This window comes from Nocardioides korecus, from assembly GCF_054778395.1.
This window is the reverse complement of the sequence record NZ_BAAGZO010000013.1, coordinates 22,179-38,811: the sequence shown is the minus strand read 5'-3', so window position 1 is coordinate 38,811 and position 16,633 is coordinate 22,179. Positions and strand designations below refer to the sequence as shown.

Below are 16,633 nucleotides of genomic sequence, written 5' to 3'. Positions count from 1 at the left end.
GGACCGGCGCTCGCCACCCCGGTCGTGCGGAGGTGGGCTGACCCGCATGAGTGGAACCCCGCGCAACGACAGTCTCGGCGCCTACGGCGAACGGGTCGCGGCCCGACGTCTCGTCGAGGACGGCATGGAGGTGCTCGAGCGCAACTGGCGCTGCGAGCTGGGCGAGATCGACCTGGTCCTGCGGGACGGTGACGTGCTGGTGGTGTGCGAGGTCAAGACGCGCACCTCCTCGGCGTACGGCCATCCACTGGAGGCGGTCGACCGGCGCAAGTGCGACCGCCTGCGCCGGCTGGCCGCCCGGTGGCTGGCCGAGCACGACGTGCGCGCCTCCGGGGTCCGGATCGACCTGGTGGGCGTGCTCCTGGACGGCCCGGGACGCCCCGGTCTGGCGCACCTCAAGGGCGTGGGCTGATGGTCGCCACGACGCACACCGTGTCCCTCCAGGGCGCGACCGGCCACGTCGTCGACGTCCAGGTCGACCTCTCCGACGGGCTGGTCGGCACCGCGCTGGTGGGGCGGCCCGACACCTCGATCACCGAAGCCCGCGACCGGTGCCGCGCGGCGGTGCTCAACTCCGGGTTCGTGTGGCCCAACACCCGGCGCACCACGATCCTGCTCTCCCCGGCCGACCTGCCCAAGCGTGGACCGCACTTCGACCTGGCCATCGCCGTGGCCGTGCTGGCGGCAACCGACCCGAAGTTCCCGCGCCACCGGCTCGAGCAGGTCGCGATGATCGGCGAGCTGACGCTGGACGGGCGGCTGCGCTGCGTGCCCGGGGTCCTGCCGATGACCATGGCCGCCTCGGCCCGCGGGGTGGACACCGTGCTGGTGCCCGAGCCTCAGGCGGGAGAGGCGGCGATGGTGCCCGGGATGCGGGTCTTCGGGATCCGGTCCCTGGCCCAGGCCGTGGCCCTGCTCGGGGACCGGGAGATCCCGGAGGCACCGCCGGTCGAGCCGATGTCGGGCACGCCGCTGCTCTCCTGGCGCGGCGAGGAGCGGCTCGAGGAGCTCGACCTGGCCGACGTGCTCGGCATGGCCGACGCCCGCTACGCGGTCGAGGTCGCCGCCGCCGGCGGGCACCACCTGATGCTGACCGGTCCCAAGGGGGCGGGCAAGACCACCTTGGCCGAGCGGATCCCCGGTCTGCTGCCGGACCTCGACGCGGGTGAGTCGCTCGAGCTGACGGCCGTGCACTCGCTGGCCGGGACGCTGCCCAGCGGCGCCACCGCCCTGGTCAGACCGCCGTTCCGGGCTCCGCACCACTCGGCGTCGCGCACCGGCCTGCTCGGTGGCGGCACCGGTCGCGTCCGCCCCGGGGAGGTCAGCCGCGCCCACCTCGGGGTCCTGTTCCTCGACGAGTTCCCGCTGTTCCCCACCGACGTCGTCGAGGCCCTCCGCGAGCCGCTCGAGTCCGGCGAGATCTCGATCTCGCGCGGCGAGGAGGACGCGACGTACCCCGCCCGCGCGATGTTCGTCTTCGCCTGCAACCCGTGTCCCTGTGGCGAGTACAGCCCGAGCAGCCGCGACCACCGGTGCACCTGCCGGGAGGTGCGGCGCCGTGACTACCGCCGCAAGATCTCGGGGCCGGTGGCCGACCGCGTGGACATCACCCGCTTCGTCGAGCCGCTGTCGCCCGCGGTGGCGGGCGCCCTCGCGCTGCCCTTCGACCGTCCCGAGCCCACGGCCGTCGTGCGGGACCGGGTGACCCGGGCACGTCGCGAGCAGCGGGAGCGGTACGCCGGCGAGGGCTGGCGGCTCAACGCCCACGCCCCCGGTCCGGTGCTGCGCGAGCGGTGGCCGCTGGAGGAGCAGGCGGCGGAGCGGCTCGAGGACGAGGTCCATGCCGGCCGCCTCACCCGACGAGGGGCGGTGCGGGTGCACCGGGTGGCCTGGACCGTGGCCGACCTCGCCGGCACCGAGCGGCCCGGCCTGGCCGAGGTCGACGTGGCCCTGCGGCTGCGCACCGGGGAGCCGCTGCTCCTCGACTCCATCCCGAGGCACGCCGCCGGCGGCCGACCCGACGACGACCTGCGCCAGGACGGCGGAACGGAGGACGACGAGGTGGGGGACGACGAGGTGGAGCCGGGGGACGCCGCGTCGGTCGACCGCGGTCGGACGACCGCGCCGTTCCTGCTCGCGCTGCGGGCCGTCGAGGGAGAGCTCCGGTGACCGGCGACCCGGTGGACGGCGCTCCGCTCGAGGACGACCGGGCGCCCCGGGCCGACGGGGTGGCCCGCTCCGAGCGTCTCGCCCGGGTGGTGCTCTCCCGGATCGCCGAGCCGGGCGATCCCCGGATGACCCGGCTGGTCCACGTGCACGGGGGCGAGGCGATCCTCGCGGCGCTGCTCCGTCAGGCCGACGTCGCCACGGAGCAAGGCCCCGACGACCGGGGCGAGCGGGGTGACGAGGTGAGGGTGCTCGGGAGCGACCTGGCCGAGCGCCTGCGCGGGGTGGACCCCGAGGTGGAGCTGGCCCGGGCCGCCGAGCGCGGGATGCGCTTCGTGGTCCCGGGCGACCAGGAGTGGCCCGCCGGGCTGGACGACCTGCGGCACGCGCCGCTCCTGCACGAGCGCGGCGGAGTCCCCGTCGGCCTGTGGTGCCGGGGGCCTGCGCGGCTCGACGCGGTGGCCCGACGTGCCGTGGCGGTGGTGGGCTCGCGCTCGGCCACGACGTACGGCGCGGACGTCGCCACGCAGCTGTCGGCGGTCCTGGCCCGGGCGGGGTGGACGACGGTGTCCGGCGCCGCGTTCGGCATCGACCAGGCCGCCCACCGGGGCGCGCTGGCCCAGCAGGGGCCCACGGTGGCCGTGCTGGCCTCGGGGGCGGACCGGGCCTACCCGAGCGCCCACCGGGCCCTGATCGACCACGTCGCCGAGGTGGGCCTGGTCGTCTCCGAGGCGGCGCCGGGGTGCGCTCCGACGCGGATCCGGTTCCTGGCGCGGAACCGGTTGATCGCGGGGCTCGCCAGCGGCACCGTCGTCGTGGAGGCGGCCGTGCGCAGCGGCGCCCTCAACACCGCGAGCTGGGCCGCGGGTCTCGGCCGCCCCGTCATGGGGGTCCCCGGCCCGGTCACCAGCGCGCCCTCGGCCGGGGTGCACCAGCTGATCCGTGCCCGCGACGCGCTGCTGGTCACCCGCGGCGAGGAGGTGCTCGAGGTGGTCGGGCCGATGGGGGAGACCGTGCTGGAGGACCCGCGCGCGCCGGACACCCCGCGCGACCGGTTGGGCGCCCGGGGTCGTCAGGTGCTCGACGCCGTCCCCCTCGTCCGGCCCGCGACGACGGCCGCCGTGGCGCGCGCCGCCGGCCTGGGGCCGCGGGTGGTCGCCCGGACGTTGGACGTGCTGCTCGAGGCGGGCGTCGTCGTGCAGGTCCACGGGCGGTGGCGGGTGGCGCCCGAGCTGGTGCCCGGCGACGTCGGCGGGCAGCTCGCGATGGACCTGCCCTGACCCCCTGACCCACTGACCCCTGACCCCCTGACCCCGGAGCTGCGTGACCGGCGCCGCCGGTCGGCCCGGCATGTCGGCCGCGCCGCGACGGCCCGGGTCCTAGGCTCGGGGGATGCCGCCCGCCAGCGCTCCGCCCGCTCCCGGGGACGACTCCGGCGTGGCCGCGTCGCGGCGTGGAGGGGAGCTGCCGGAGCCGATGGCCCGGGCCCTGGGGGACTACGAGCGGCACCTGGTCTCCGAGCGCGACCTGACGCCGCACACGGTGCGCGCCTACCTCGGTGACGTGGCCGGGCTGCTGGAGCACGCCGCCGCCCTGGGCCACACGAGCCCCGCGACCCTGGACCTGCGCACGCTGCGCAGCTGGCTGGCCAAGCAGCAGACGCTGGGCAAGGCGCGGTCCACGATGGCCCGGCGGGCGACCGCCGTACGTGTCTTCACCGCCTGGGCCCACCGGACGGGTCGCGCTCCCGACGACGCGGGCGCGTCCCTCGGCTCACCCAAGGTGCACCACTCGCTGCCGGCCGCCCTCGACGCGGCACAGGCCCGGTCGCTGCTCGAGGCGGCGGCCGCCCGAGCCCTGGACCACGGGGCCGTCGGGCTGCGGGACGTCGCGGTCCTGGAGCTGCTCTACGCCACGGGCATCCGGGTCGGGGAGCTGTGCGGGCTCGACGTCGACGACGTCGACCGCGGCCGACGGGTGCTCCGGGTGCTGGGCAAGGGCCGCAAGGAGCGCACGGTCCCCTTCGGTCTCCCGGCGGACCGGGCGATCGGCAGCTGGGTCGAGCGGGGACGTCCCGAGCTGTTCGCGCCGGGGGCGGGTGGCGCCCTGTTCCTCGGCGCGCGCGGCGGTCGGATCGACCAGCGCGCCGTGCGGACGCTCGTGCACGCCCGGCTGGCCGACGTCCCCGACGCTCCCGACCTCGGGCCCCACGGCCTGCGGCACTCCGCGGCCACCCACCTGCTCGAGGGGGGCGCCGACCTGCGCACCGTCCAGGAGCTGCTGGGCCACAGCTCGCTGGCCACCACGCAGATCTACACCCACGTCACCTCAGAGCGCCTGCGCTCGGCGTACCGCCAGGCCCACCCGCGCGCCTGAGCCGGCGTCGGCCACCCACCAGGGAAGGGGCGGCGCGAGCGCGGGCCCCGTGATGGGCGTCCGTGCGAGGCTCTCCGGGACGCCCGCGACCACGTCCGCACCGGGAACGGCGGGCCACCCGGGCCCGGATCCCCCCGGGGTCGGCAGGAGTCGGAGGGGACCGAGACCGACCAGCACCAGCGGATCGAGGTACGCCGCGCCCCGCCGCAGCCCCCAGTGCAGGCACGCCCGCGGGAAGCAGTGGCTGCCCGCGAGCCGCAGCCGGCCCAGGACGGCCCCCCGCGAGACGAGGTCGCCGACCCCCACGGTCGCGTCCACGGGCTCGTACGTCGTCCGGAGCCCGCCGTGGTCCACGACCACGACCCCCCGGCCCGCCAGCACCGCGGCGAACACCACGGTGCCGGCCAGCGAGGTGAGCACGGCCTGGCCCGGGTGACCCTTCAGGTCGACCCCGCGGTGACCCGCCCCCCACGCCGAGGCCGGTGGCGCGAAGCCCCGGTCGACCTGGGGGCGCGGGGCGAGGGGCCAGACCCCGTCGCGCGAGGGCGCCGGCCGGCCCGACCCGGAGCCGGCGGGCCCGGGGGAGCCGGCACCGGGGGACCACGAGGGGACGGGGCCGGACGCGGCGGCCCCTGCCGCGACGGGAGAGGCGGGCAGGAGCAGCGGGGCGAGCAGCAGGCCGGCGGTGAGGGAGAGGTGCACGAGGGTGATCCTGCGGACCGAGGTCCCCGGGTCGCCAGGCCGGCCGGCTCCGCCTGTGGACGACGTACGCCGGTGCACCGCCTGTGGACGCGCCGGCAGCGGGCGCGGCCGCCGGTGAGCGTTTCGACAACGCGGACCGGGGCGACCTACACTGACCGGAGCAACCCGCACGGGTTGACTTCGCACGCTCGTCCACCGTGCCACGCCGATCTTTCGCAGGCGTGGAGCAGCACGGGCGAGGGTCCTCGGTCCTGGAGACAGGTCGGACCCCGCACGAGCGTCAGGGCAGGCCCCCAGCGTCACCGGGAGAGCACTGCACAGAACTGAAAACCAGTTCGTGCGCACACGCGTGCACGGGCACCGACCGAAAGAAGACCATGGCAGTCGTCACCATGCGCCAGCTCCTCGAGAGCGGCGTCCACTTCGGGCACCAGACCCGTCGCTGGAACCCCAAGATGAAGCGCTTCATCATGACCGAGCGCAACGGCATCTACATCATCGACCTGCAGCAGTCGCTGTCCTACATCGACACGTCCTTCGCCTTCATCAAGGACACCGTCGCCAAGGGCGGCACGATCATGTTCGTCGGCACCAAGAAGCAGGCGCAGCAGGCGATCGCCGAGCAGGCGACCCGCGTGGGCATGCCCTACGTCAACCAGCGCTGGCTCGGTGGCATGCTCACCAACTTCCAGACGGTGCACCAGCGGATCAACCGCCTCAAGGAGCTCGACGACGTCGACTTCGACGACGTGGCCGGCTCCAGCCGCACCAAGAAGGAGCTGCTCCACATGCGTCGCGAGCAGATCAAGCTCGACAAGACGCTGGGCGGCATCCGCGACATGACCCGCACGCCCTCGGCCGTGTGGATCGTCGACACCAACAAGGAGCACCTCGCGGTCGAGGAGGCCCGCAAGCTGCGGATCCCGATCATCGCGATCCTGGACTCCAACTGCGACCCCGACGTCGTCGACTACCCGATCCCGGGCAACGACGACGCCATCCGCGCCGTGGGCCTGCTGACCCGCGTCATCGCCGACGCCGTCGCCGACGGCCTGATGGCCCGCTCGGGCGTCAAGTCCGGCGACGCCGCCCAGGCCGGCGAGCCCCTCGCCGACTGGGAGCGCGACCTGCTCCAGGGTCAGGACGGCGAGAAGGTCGAGGCCGCCGCCGTCGCCGCGACCGGTGGCGACGCCGCCACCGAGTCGACCCCCGCCGCCGAGGCGACCGGTGCCTCCAGCGAGTCCACCGAGGCGCCCGCCGCCACGTCGGCCCCCGCCGACGCCCCCGCCGAGGCTCCGGCCGACGCCGAGGCGACCGCGGAGACCGCCACCACCGACACGACCTCCACCGAGGCCGGCGAGAAGAAGGAGGACTGAGCGTGGCGATCACCGCCGCCGACGTCAAGAAGCTCCGCGACATCACGGGCGCGGGCATGATGGACTGCAAGAAGGCCCTGGGCGAGGCCGACGGCGACTTCGACGCCGCCGCCGAGCTGCTCCGCATCAAGCTGGGCAAGAAGGCCGCCGAGCGTGGCGCCGAGCGTGAGGCCACCTCCGGGCTGGTCGTCAACTCGGGCGGAGCCCTGGTCGAGCTGAAGAGCGAGACCGACTTCGTGGCCAAGAACGAGGACTTCGTCGCCACCGCCCAGCGCATCGCCGATGCCGCTGAGCAGGCCAAGGCCGCCGACGCCGAGGCCCTCAAGGCCGTCGAGCTCGACGGCAAGACTGTCGGGGAGGTCGTCGCCGACCTCGCCGCCACCATCGGCGAGAAGATCGAGCTCGGTCAGGTCGCCTACTTCGAGGGCCAGTCGGTCGTCTACCTGCACAAGCGTGCGGCCGACCTGCCCCCGGCGGTCGGCGTCCTGGTGGAGTACGACGGCTCCGACGCCGAGGTCGCCCGTGGCGCTGCCATGCAGATCGCCGCGATGCGCCCGCAGTACCTCACCCGCGACGAGGTCCCCAGCGACGTCGTCGACAAGGAGCGTGAGATCGGCGCCGCCATCGCCCGCGAGGAGGGCAAGCCCGAGCAGGTGATCGAGAAGATCGCCGAGGGCCGCCTCAACGGCTTCTTCAAGGACGTCGTGCTGCTCGACCAGCCGTCGGTCTCGGAGAACAAGAAGTCGGTCAAGGCCGTCCTCGACGCCGCCGGCGTCACCGTGAAGCGGTTCGCCCGCTTCGAGGTCGGCGCCTGAGCGTCACCGCACTGATCCGACCGGGCCGGCACGACACACGTCGTGCCGGCCCGGTCGCGTCCGGGGCCGGTCCCCGGACCGACCCGGCCCACCCCGTGCGCGGGGTCCCGGTGACCCGCTAGGTTGCGCAGTGGAGTGCCCGGCCGGCTGGCGATCCCGGCGCCGGGCCTTCGTCGCGCCGATCCACGGGCGGCGCCCAGAGGAGGAGGAGAGTCATGACCGGTTACAAGCGAGTCCTGCTCAAGCTGTCGGGCGAGGTGTTCGGCGGCGGCAAGGTCGGCGTCGACCCCGACGTCGTCCGCGCGATCGCCCAGGAGATCGCCGAGGTGGTCCGCTCCGGCGTCCAGGTCGCGATCGTCACCGGTGGCGGCAACTTCTTCCGCGGCGCGGAGCTGCAGCAGTCCGGGATGGACCGCGCCCGCGCCGACTACATGGGCATGCTCGGCATCGTGATGAACTGCCTGGCCCTCCAGGACTTCCTGGAGAAGGAGGGCATCGAGACCCGGGTGCAGACCGCCATCACCATGGGGCAGGTCGCCGAGCCCTACATCCCGCGCCGCGCCATCCGGCACCTGGAGAAGGGCCGCGTCGTGATCTTCGGCGCCGGCGCCGGGCTGCCCTACTTCTCCACCGACACCGTCGCCGCCCAGCGGGCCCTCGAGGCCAAGTGCGAGGTCGTGCTGATGGGCAAGAACGGCGTCGACGGCGTCTACACCGCCGACCCGCGCACGGACGCCTCCGCCCGCAAGTACGACGAGCTCACCTTCAGCGACGCCCTCCAGCAGGGCCTGAAGGTGGCCGACGCGACGGCGTTCGCGCTGTGCATGGAGAACGGACTGCCGATGGTGGTGTTCGGCATGACCCCGCCCGGCAACATCCTGCGGGTCGTCGAGGGTGAGAAGATCGGAACCCTCGTCGGCGCCGCGAGCACCCACGAGAGCAACCGCGAACAGGAGCAGCAGTGACGATCAACCAGACCCTGGCCGAGGCCGAGCAGAAGATGGGCAAGGCCGTCGAGGTCGCGCGCGAGGAGTTCGCCGCCATCCGTGCCGGCCGGGCCCACCCCTCGATGTTCTCCAAGCTGACGGCCGACTACTACGGCACCCCGACCCCGATCCAGCAGCTCGCGGGCTTCACCGCCCCCGAGGCCCGCGTGATCCTGGTGCAGCCCTACGACGTCGGGTCGATGGGCGCCATCGAGCGCGCCATCCGCGACTCGGACCTGGGCGTGAACCCCTCCAACGACGGCAAGCTGATCCGCTGCGTGTTCCCCGAGCTGACCGAGGAGCGCCGCAAGGAGTACGTCAAGATCGCGCGCACCAAGGCCGAGGAGGGCCGGGTCTCGGTCCGCGGCGTGCGCCGCAACGCCAAGCAGGCGCTGGAGAAGCTGGAGAAGGACGGCGAGGTCGGCAAGGACGACGTGACCGGCGCGGAGAAGAAGCTCGACGCCAGCACCAAGAAGCACACCGACCAGATCGACGAGATCCTCAAGTCCAAGGAGTCCGAGCTGCTCGAGGTCTGAGACCTCGTCGACGCTCCCGGACATGACCGAGACCACGCCCGTGACCACGCAGCCCCGGCAACCCGCCCCCAGGAAGGACCCGGGGCGGGCCGGTCGCGACCTCCCCGTGGCCATCGGGTCCGGGCTGGCGCTGGGCGTGGCCATCATCGTGTCGCTGGTCTTCTGGAAGCCGGCCTTCATGCTGATCGTGGCGGCCGCCGTCGTGGTCGCGATCTGGGAGATGCACCGCGGCCTCCGGGCGCGCGACATCGACATCCCGCAGGAGCCGTTGATGCTCGGCGGGGTGGTGATGGTCGTGGTCGCCTACCTCTTCGGCACCCCCGCCCTGGTCACCGCGACGGCGGTGACCTCGCTGGTCACGATGCTGTGGCTGCTGCGCCGCGGTGTGGCGGGCTACGTCCAGAACGCCACCGCCGCGGTGTTCACGCTCATCTACGTGCCGTTCCTCGGGGCCTTCGTCGCGCTCCTGCTCTCGGAGGACCGTGGCGTCGAGGCGATCATCACCTTCATCGTGGTCACGATCGCCTCCGACATCGGGGGGTACGCCGCCGGCGTGCTGTTCGGCAAGCACCCGATGGCCCCGGTGATCTCGCCCAAGAAGTCCTGGGAGGGGTTCGCAGGGTCCGCCCTGTCGTGCGTGGTGGCCGGCTGGCTGCTCGTGGTCTACCTGCTCGACGGCGACTGGTGGGTCGGCGTCGCGCTCGGCCTGATCGCCGTCGTGATGGCCACCCTGGGCGACCTGTGCGAGTCGGTGATGAAGCGCGACCTCGGGATCAAGGACATGAGCCAGGTGATCCCCGGGCACGGTGGCCTGATGGACCGGCTCGACTCGCTGCTGGCCACGATCGCCCCGATCTGGCTGCTGCTGCACTACCTCGTGCTGCCCCGCTGAGGGACCGGCGCGGCGATCCCGGTCAGGGGTTGCCGCGGCGGCCGTGGGTGCGCGGGGGGTCGTACCCACCCTCGGGCGGGACCATCTCGGCCCGCACCCCGAGCAGGCGCACGGGTCGCGGGTCGGCCAGGGCGCGGTAGAGCTCTCGGGCGGTCCCGGCCAGCACCTCGACGTCCCGGGTCGGGGCGGCCAGCGTGCGCACCCGGGTCAGGGTGGTGAAGGGCGCGAACCGGACCTTCAGGTGCACCCGGGCGCACGCCCGGCCCTCGGCCCGGAGGTCGACCAGGACCTGCTCGGCCAGCACCCGGAGGGCCTCCTCGACCTCGCCGGGGTCGGTCAGGTCCTGCTGGAAGGTGGTCTCGCGGCCGTGCGCCCGGGCCACCCAGGGCGTGTCGTCGACCACCGAGCTGCCCTCCCCGCGGCCCAGGCGGCCGTAGTGGGGGCCGGTGCTGGGGCCGAGCTCCGCCGCCAGGAGGTCGTCGGGCGCGGCCGCCAGCTGACGGACCGTGCTGATCCCCAGCGCCTCCAGGCGCTGCTGCACCCGCGGTCCCACCCCCCACAGCGCCCGGGTGGGCCGGTCGCCCATCACCTCGAGCCAGGTGTCCGCGGTGAGCCGGTAGGTCCCCCGCGGCTTGCCGAAGTCGGTCGCGGTCTTGGCCCGCACCGTCGTGTCGCCGATGCCCACCGAGCAGTGCAGCTCGGTCGCGGCCAGGACGGCCGCCTGCAGGCCGCGGGCCACGTCCTCGGGGTCCTCGGGCTCCTCGCGGCCGCCGGTGGTGATCCCGACGAAGGCCTCGTCCCACCCCAGCACCTGCACCCGGGCGCCGGGCCAGGCCCGCAGGGTGGCCATCACGACGGACGACGCCTCGTCGTACGCCGGCTTGTCGACCGGCAGGAACACCGCGTCCGGGCACCTGCGCGCCGCCACCCGCAGCGGCATCCCGGAGCCCACGCCGTGCTGCCGGGCCTCGTACGACGCCGTGGCGACGACCCCGCGCTCCGTCGGGTCGCCGCGGCCGCCCACCACGACGGGCCGACCCGCCAGCTCGGGCCGGCGCAGGACCTCGACGGCGGCGATGAACTGGTCCATGTCGACGTGCAGGACCCACGGGCGCGTCATGACCCCATCGTGCCCCGGTCGGCGGCCACACGGGCCTCCTCGGCGACCAGACGGGCCCCCTCGGCCGCCACACGGGCCTCCTCGGCGACCAGACGGGCCTCCTCGGCGAGGAGGGGGTGCCCGGGGAGGCCGGGGCGTGCCAGGGTGGGCGCGTGCTGGGGGTGAGCGGGGGCGCGGCCGGGACCGCGGCGGCGGTGCACGGGCTGTTCGTGGGGCTCGGGGTGCTCGGCGCCGTGGTGGTCTTCGTGCTCGAGGCGCGACGCCGGGGGCACACCGACGACCGGCTGCTGGTGGTCGTGACCGGGGTGCTGGTCGGCGGGGCACTGCTTGTGCGCCTGGGCGCGTGGCTCACCCGCACCTCACCGTGCGGGACGGGATTGGGCGGGACCCGGCCCCGGGTGGGAGGATGGGCGGGTTGTGAGTGAACCGATCAAGACCCTGCCCCTGGTCTTCGAGGAGCCGCGTGGCCGCGGGAAGCCGCCGCGCCACCTCGCCGACCTCGACACCGCCGAGCGCAAGGCGCGGCTGGAGGAGCTCGGCCTGCCCGGTTTCCGCGCCACCCAGCTCTCCACGCACTACTTCTCGCGGCTGGTCGACGACCCCGCGCAGATGACCGACCTGCCCGCCGGTCAGCGCGACGAGCTGGTCGCCGGCCTGCTGCCCACGCTGATGACGCCGCTGCGCACGCTCGAGGCCGACAAGGGCGCGACGGTCAAGACCCTCTACCGGCTCTTCGACGGTGCGCTCGTCGAGTCGGTGCTGATGCGCTACCCCGGCCGCGTGACGATGTGCGTCTCGAGCCAGGCCGGCTGCGGCATGGCCTGCCCGTTCTGCGCGACCGGCCAGGGCGGCCTCCAGCGCAACATGTCGACCGCCGAGATCGTCGAGCAGGTCGTCGCCGGCGCGCGGGCGCTCTCCCGCGGCGAGGTCGCGGGCGGTCCGGGCCGGGTCTCCAACGTGGTGTTCATGGGCATGGGCGAGCCGATGGCCAACTACAAGGCCGTGATCGGCGCCGTGCGCCGGCTCGTCGACCCCAGCCCCGCCGGGCTCGGCATGTCCGCGCGCGGGATCACCGTCAGCACCGTCGGCCTGGTCCCGCGGATGGAGCAGCTGGCAGGAGAGGGCATTCCGGTGACCTTGGCGTTGAGCCTGCACGCCCCCGACGACGAGCTCCGCAACGAGCTGGTCCCGGTCAACACCCGCTGGAAGGTGGCCGAGGCCGTCGGCGCCGCCTCGGCGTACGCCGCCACGACCGGGCGCCGCGTCTCCATCGAGTACGCCATGATGCGCGGCATCAACGACCAGGCCTGGCGCGCCGACCTGCTCGGCGACGTCCTCAACGAGGCCGGCGACCGCGGCTGGGTCCACGTCAACCTGATCCCGCTCAACCCCACGCCGGGGTCGAAGTGGACCGCGAGCGACCCCGAGGACGAGCGCGAGTTCGTCCGCCGCCTCGAGGCCAAGGGCATCCCCACGACCGTCCGCGACACCCGCGGCAGCGAGATCGACGGCGCCTGCGGCCAGCTCGCCGCCCTCGACGACTGAGGGTCTGCGCCGAGGGGGCTGCTCCGTACGCCGAGAGGGGTGTCCCTGCACGCCGTACGCCGCCGAGAGGGGTGTCCGCGCACGTCCCCCAGCCCTGACTGGGGGTTCCGCGCACGTCGCAAGAGCCCGACCGGGGGTTTCATGCACGCCCGCACAAGCGGCCTCGGTGAGTCGCGTGCACGGATGCCCCTTTCAGCGGCGTACGGCGTGCACTAATCCCCCTCTCGGCGGCGTGTGGCGTGCGCTGATCCCCCTCTCGGCGGAATAGGGACGCGGGGGGAAGTGGTTGAAGACTGCATGACTACTCTCGCCATCATCGGTGCAGGCAAGGGCCTCGGTGCCGCCGTCGCCCGTCGTTTCGGACGTGAGGGCTTCTCGGTCGCCCTGATCTCGCGCCACCAGGGACGCCTCGACGCGCTGGCCGCGGAGCTGGAGCAGGACGGGGTGCAGGCCCGGGGCTTCACCGCCGACGTCCGCGACCCCGCGAGCATCGCCGCGGCCCTCGAAAAGGCCACCGAGACGCTCGGCCCGATCGAGGTCCTGCAGTACAGCCCGCTGCCGCAGAAGGACTTCATGCGGCCGGTCCTGGAGACCACCCCCGCCGACCTCGTCGGCCCGGTCGAGTTCTCGATCTACGGCCCCGTCGCCGCGGTCCACCAGGTCGTCCCGGGCATGCGGTTCCTGCCCGAGGGGTCCAAGCCCAGCATCCTGTTCGTCAACGGCGGCTCAGCGGTCAAGCCCGGCCGCACCGTCACCGGGACCTCGATCGCCTTCGCGGGCCAGAAGGCCTACGTCGACCTCCTCCACGAGGTGCTCGGCGAGGAGGACATCTACGTCGGTCAGCTCATCATCGGTGGCGCCATCGTGGCCGGCGACGAGGAGAAGGACCCCGACGTGCTGGCCGAGCGGATCTGGACCCTCCACGAGGAGCGCACCACCCTGCGCGACCAGGTCTCCGCCGACTGAGTCCCGCCCACGCGCCGCACGGGCCCGGCGCCCCCCACGAGGGGGCGGCCGGGCCCGTTCGCGTGCACCTGAGGTTCACCGACACGTCGGTCACCGCTGGTGGTGCGTTCCGACGGCCCCGCCACTGTCGTGGGCGTGGACAACGTCGTCGCACTGCGCCGCTCAGCCAACGTCCTGCCCGGTCGCCCGCTCCCTCCCGGGGGCGCGCTGCCCGGGTCCCGACTCCGTGTCCTGGTGGTCACCGAGTCCTTCCTGCCACAGGTCAACGGGGTCACCAACTCGGTGCGCCGCGTCCTGGAGCACCTCGCCCGCGAGGGCCACGACGCGTTGCTCGTGGCACCCTCCGGGCCCCGGGAGTACGCCGGCGTGCCCGTCCACCACGTCCGCAGCGTCGCGATGCCGACCTACCGGGAGTTCCCGATCGGCCTCGCCACGCGGCGTCACCTGCGCCGCCTGGCCGCCGCCTTCGCCCCGGACGTGGTGCACCTGGCCTCGCCGGCGTGGCTCGGTCACCAGGCGGGGGAGGCCGCGCGCGAGCTGGGCGTGCCCGTGGTCGCGGTCTACCAGACCGACCTGGTCGGGTTCGCCGAGCGCTACCCCTTCCCCGGGGCGGCGGCGGCAATGCGTTCGCTGACCCGCCGCGTGCACGGCCCTGCCGACCGCACGCTGGTGCCGAGCAGCGCCAGCCAGGCCCAGCTCGCCGCGCTCGGCGTCGAGCGCCTGCACCGCTGGGGCCGGGGGGTCGACACCGACCTGTTCCACCCCGGGCGGCGCGACCCCGCCCTGGCCCGCGAGCTGGGGCTGGGACCCGACGAGCGGCTGGTGGGGTACGTCGGGCGGCTCGCGGCCGAGAAGGAGCTCGAGCTCCTGGCCCACCTGCGCGACGTGCCTGGCGCCCGCGTGGTCCTGGTCGGGGGCGGACCCGAGGAGCAACGGCTGCGGTCGGTGCTGCCCGGGGCCGCGTTCCTCGGCGTACGGCACGGCGAGGACCTGGCCCGCGTCGTGGCCAGCCTCGACGTGTTCGTGCACACCGGCCGCACGGAGACCTTCTGCCAGTCGGCCCAGGAGGCCCTGGCCAGTGGTGTGCCCGTCGTCGCGCCGCACGCCGGAGGGCCGGTCGACCTCGTCCACGAGGGCCGCGACGGCTTCCTCTACACCCCCGGCGACGGCCGCGCCCTGGCGGCCCGGGTGGGCCTGCTCCTGGGGGACGACGCGCTGCGGCGGAGCCTGGGCCGCGCAGCCGTCCACGGGGTCGGCGGGCGGTCGTGGCAGGCCGTCAACGACCAGCTCCTGGACCACTACCGGTCGGTGCTCCCCGCCCGGGAGACGCGCTGGGGCCGTACCGGCTGACGACGCCGCGGCGCGGAGGTCACGTGCGGCGGGGAGAGAGGCTTCTCACCCGTCCGCGGAGCCGGACAACGTGGCGAATCGGTGGACACGGGCTCGCGGTGAGGCGAGACTTCGACCCGGGAACCGCCCGACCACGAGGAGAACTGATGGCCACGGAGCCGAAGCCGGAGAAGCTGGGTCAGCTCAACCGGTTGAAGGACCTGAGCGACCGGGACCTGAAGAAGGTCGTAGACAAGGGCCAGCACGTCTCGCTGCCCGCGAACTGGTCCCTGATCTGGGAGAAGACCCCCGCCGACAAGGCCTACCTGATCGTCGAGGGCACGGTCTCGGTGCGCAAGGGCAAGGAGGAGGTCGCCCAGCTCGGCCCGGGCGACGTCATCGGCGAGATGGCCATCGTGGGTCACAAGCTGCGCTCGGCCAGCGTCGTGAGCATCACCCCGGTCGAGGTCATCCACTTCACCCGTGAGGCGCTCCAGGAGCTGCTCGACGAGGTCCCGGCGTTCGGCACCGCTCTGCGCGGCACCACCGAGGACCGCCTCGGCTCGGTCTCCTGACCCTCGACCCGCGCCACCACCGATGACCCCGACCGAGGACACCCGCACGCCCGCGAGAGCGAGCAGCGGCGAGGAGACGTCGGGGGCCGGCGGGCTGGACCCCGAGGAGCTGGTCGACCGGCTCGAGGCGTTCCTGCTCGGGGAGTCGCCGACGCTGACCGGCGAGGACATCGCCGCCGCGGCCGGGATCACCCACGAGTCGGCCCAGAAGCGCTGGCGCTCGCTGGGCTTCAGCGCCGTCGACGCCGACGTCGTGGCCTTCACCCACGCCGACCAGGAGGCGCTGCAGCTCACGCAGCGGCTGGTCGACGTGGGCCTGATCAGCGACGAGGACGAGTCGGCGCTCGCCCGCACCCTGGGGCGCAGCTTCGCGCGGCTGGCCGAGTGGCAGATGGGTCTGCTGGCCCACCTGGTCGACCTCGACGAGATGTCGGTCGAGGACCTCCGTGAGCTCATGGACGTCATCACCCCCACCGTCGAGCAGCTCCAGAACTACGTCTGGCGCCGCCACACCCTCAGCGCCGCCTCGCGGCTGCTGCTCGCGGGCGGCCGCGGGGCGGGGGAGCCGACCGCCGCGTCCGAGGCGGGTGCACCGGACGGCGCGGGCACCCCGGACGGGGCCGGCGCGACCGCCGGCGCCGAGGGGACGGAGAGCGCCGACGACGCCGTGATGGGCGTCGGGTTCGCCGACATCGTCAACTACACCCGGCAGAGCCGCTCGCTGACCCGCAGCGAGATCGCGCGGATGATCGACCGGTTCGAGGACCGGGCGCTGGAGCTGGTCACCGCCCACCACGGCCGGGTGATCAAGTCCATCGGCGACGAGATCCTGTTCGTGGCCGACGACCCCCGCGACGTCGCCCGCCTGGGCCTGGCGCTGGTCGCCGAGCACGAGCGGGACGCGGACTTCCCCGAGCTGCGGGTGGGTCTGGCCTGGGGACCGGCGCTGGCCCGGTTGGGCGACGTGCTCGGACCGGTGGTCAACGTGGCCTCCCGGCTCACCTCGACCTCGCGCCCCGGCCGGGTGCTGGTCGACCGGGCCCTGGCCGAGGAGCTGGAGAGCCTCGAGGAGTCGGCCGGGCGCACCGGATCGACCGCCGACGGGTTCCGGCTCCGCCGGCTGCGGCGTACGTCGGTGCGGGGCTACCGCCGTCTCGAGCCCTGGTCCCTGCGCGGCCCCACGCAGGCGAAGGTCCCCGACGAGTCGGCGCCCGACGAGGACCCCGCGGGGGACCCCGGCGACTCCTGA

Annotated in this window: 17 protein-coding genes; 15 read left to right on the top strand and 2 right to left on the bottom strand. The window is 74.2% G+C overall.

The features are described from left to right. Window positions 1–46: 46 nt before the first annotated feature. The 4 genes from ACYVDA_RS19585 (at window position 47) to ACYVDA_RS19570 (ending at window position 4,542) form a co-directional block, all read left to right on the top strand. The gene (locus ACYVDA_RS19585; RefSeq protein WP_460820191.1) at window positions 47–412 is read left to right on the top strand and encodes a YraN family protein; all 366 of its coding nucleotides are present in this window, start codon (window positions 47–49) and stop codon (window positions 410–412) included. Further along, window positions 412–2,169, top strand: coding sequence for a YifB family Mg chelatase-like AAA ATPase (locus ACYVDA_RS19580; protein WP_460820190.1), 1,758 nt, complete (start codon window positions 412–414; stop codon window positions 2,167–2,169). Before ACYVDA_RS19585 ends, ACYVDA_RS19580 begins: the two co-directional genes overlap by 1 nt. Further along, on the top strand, window positions 2,166–3,446 hold the full coding sequence (gene dprA, locus ACYVDA_RS19575) for a DNA-processing protein DprA (RefSeq protein WP_460820189.1): 1,281 nt from the start codon (window positions 2,166–2,168) through the stop codon (window positions 3,444–3,446). The genes ACYVDA_RS19580 and dprA overlap by 4 nt, the downstream gene beginning before the upstream one ends. A gap of 196 nt (window positions 3,447–3,642) precedes the next feature. Continuing rightward, entirely contained in the window at window positions 3,643–4,542 is a 900-nt protein-coding gene (locus ACYVDA_RS19570) for a tyrosine recombinase XerC (RefSeq protein ID WP_460820223.1), read from the top strand. On the opposite strand, the gene ACYVDA_RS19565 is transcribed toward ACYVDA_RS19570, so the two are convergent. Next, a complete protein-coding gene (locus ACYVDA_RS19565) occupies window positions 4,495–5,244 on the bottom strand; it encodes a murein hydrolase activator EnvC family protein (RefSeq protein ID WP_460820188.1) in 750 nt (249 codons plus the stop codon). The genes ACYVDA_RS19570 and ACYVDA_RS19565 overlap by 48 nt on opposite strands. 377 nt (window positions 5,245–5,621) lie before the next feature. Here ACYVDA_RS19565 and rpsB point away from each other — a divergent pair, with 377 nt between their 5' ends. The 5 genes from rpsB to ACYVDA_RS19540 all read left to right on the top strand — a co-directional run bounded on the left by rpsB (window position 5,622) and on the right by ACYVDA_RS19540 (window position 9,849). Beyond that, window positions 5,622–6,620, top strand: coding sequence for a 30S ribosomal protein S2 (rpsB, locus tag ACYVDA_RS19560; protein ID WP_460820187.1), 999 nt, complete (start codon window positions 5,622–5,624; stop codon window positions 6,618–6,620). 2 nt (window positions 6,621–6,622) lie between these two features. After that, a complete protein-coding gene (gene tsf, locus ACYVDA_RS19555) occupies window positions 6,623–7,435 on the top strand; it encodes a translation elongation factor Ts (protein ID WP_460820186.1) in 813 nt (270 codons plus the stop codon). A 215-nt stretch (window positions 7,436–7,650) separates the two neighbouring features. Further along, on the top strand, window positions 7,651–8,400 hold the full coding sequence (pyrH, locus tag ACYVDA_RS19550) for a UMP kinase (protein ID WP_460820184.1): 750 nt from the start codon (window positions 7,651–7,653) through the stop codon (window positions 8,398–8,400). A gap of 2 nt (window positions 8,401–8,402) precedes the next feature. Next, the gene (gene frr / locus ACYVDA_RS19545) at window positions 8,403–8,957 is read left to right on the top strand and encodes a ribosome recycling factor (RefSeq protein WP_460820222.1); all 555 of its coding nucleotides are present in this window, start codon (window positions 8,403–8,405) and stop codon (window positions 8,955–8,957) included. A 22-nt stretch (window positions 8,958–8,979) separates the two neighbouring features. After that, the gene (locus ACYVDA_RS19540) at window positions 8,980–9,849 is read left to right on the top strand and encodes a phosphatidate cytidylyltransferase (RefSeq protein ID WP_460820183.1); all 870 of its coding nucleotides are present in this window, start codon (window positions 8,980–8,982) and stop codon (window positions 9,847–9,849) included. Between the two features lie 22 nt (window positions 9,850–9,871). Here the strand turns inward: ACYVDA_RS19540 and ACYVDA_RS19535 are convergent, their stop codons facing one another. Beyond that, a complete protein-coding gene (locus ACYVDA_RS19535; protein WP_460820182.1) occupies window positions 9,872–10,969 on the bottom strand; it encodes a DNA polymerase IV in 1,098 nt (365 codons plus the stop codon). A 152-nt stretch (window positions 10,970–11,121) separates the two neighbouring features. Here ACYVDA_RS19535 and ACYVDA_RS19530 point away from each other — a divergent pair, with 152 nt between their 5' ends. From ACYVDA_RS19530 to ACYVDA_RS19505, 6 genes are all read left to right on the top strand, one after another. Continuing rightward, window positions 11,122–11,394 (top strand): hypothetical protein, encoded by a 273-nt coding sequence (locus ACYVDA_RS19530; protein ID WP_460820181.1) that lies wholly within the window; start codon window positions 11,122–11,124, stop codon window positions 11,392–11,394. Beyond that, window positions 11,387–12,514, top strand: a complete 1,128-nt coding sequence (gene rlmN, locus ACYVDA_RS19525) for a dual-specificity RNA methyltransferase RlmN (RefSeq protein WP_460820180.1) — start codon at window positions 11,387–11,389, stop codon at window positions 12,512–12,514. The genes ACYVDA_RS19530 and rlmN overlap by 8 nt, the downstream gene beginning before the upstream one ends. A gap of 297 nt (window positions 12,515–12,811) precedes the next feature. Further along, entirely contained in the window at window positions 12,812–13,480 is a 669-nt protein-coding gene (locus ACYVDA_RS19520) for an SDR family NAD(P)-dependent oxidoreductase (protein ID WP_460820179.1), read from the top strand. A gap of 135 nt (window positions 13,481–13,615) precedes the next feature. Beyond that, window positions 13,616–14,830 carry a glycosyltransferase family 4 protein gene (locus ACYVDA_RS19515; RefSeq protein WP_460820177.1) on the top strand — a complete coding sequence of 405 codons (1,215 nt, stop codon included), beginning with the start codon at window positions 13,616–13,618 and terminating at the stop codon, window positions 14,828–14,830. 146 nt (window positions 14,831–14,976) lie between these two features. Then, a complete protein-coding gene (locus ACYVDA_RS19510) occupies window positions 14,977–15,384 on the top strand; it encodes a Crp/Fnr family transcriptional regulator (protein ID WP_460820176.1) in 408 nt (135 codons plus the stop codon). A 22-nt stretch (window positions 15,385–15,406) separates the two neighbouring features. After that, on the top strand, window positions 15,407–16,633 hold the full coding sequence (locus ACYVDA_RS19505; RefSeq protein ID WP_460820175.1) for an adenylate/guanylate cyclase domain-containing protein: 1,227 nt from the start codon (window positions 15,407–15,409) through the stop codon (window positions 16,631–16,633).

Coding starts and splice junctions, on each gene's coding strand:
- ACYVDA_RS19585 (WP_460820191.1), top strand. CDS start 47: ATGAGTGGAACCCCGCGCAACGACAGTCTCGGCGCCTACGGCGAACGG.
- ACYVDA_RS19580 (WP_460820190.1), top strand. CDS start 412: ATGGTCGCCACGACGCACACCGTGTCCCTCCAGGGCGCGACCGGCCAC.
- ACYVDA_RS19570 (WP_460820223.1), top strand. CDS start 3,643: ATGGCCCGGGCCCTGGGGGACTACGAGCGGCACCTGGTCTCCGAGCGC.
- rpsB (WP_460820187.1), top strand. CDS start 5,622: ATGGCAGTCGTCACCATGCGCCAGCTCCTCGAGAGCGGCGTCCACTTC.
- pyrH (WP_460820184.1), top strand. CDS start 7,651: ATGACCGGTTACAAGCGAGTCCTGCTCAAGCTGTCGGGCGAGGTGTTC.
- ACYVDA_RS19540 (WP_460820183.1), top strand. CDS start 8,980: ATGACCGAGACCACGCCCGTGACCACGCAGCCCCGGCAACCCGCCCCC.
- ACYVDA_RS19535 (WP_460820182.1), bottom strand. CDS start 10,969: ATGACGCGCCCGTGGGTCCTGCACGTCGACATGGACCAGTTCATCGCC.
- ACYVDA_RS19520 (WP_460820179.1), top strand. CDS start 12,812: ATGACTACTCTCGCCATCATCGGTGCAGGCAAGGGCCTCGGTGCCGCC.
- ACYVDA_RS19510 (WP_460820176.1), top strand. CDS start 14,977: ATGGCCACGGAGCCGAAGCCGGAGAAGCTGGGTCAGCTCAACCGGTTG.
- ACYVDA_RS19505 (WP_460820175.1), top strand. CDS start 15,407: ATGACCCCGACCGAGGACACCCGCACGCCCGCGAGAGCGAGCAGCGGC.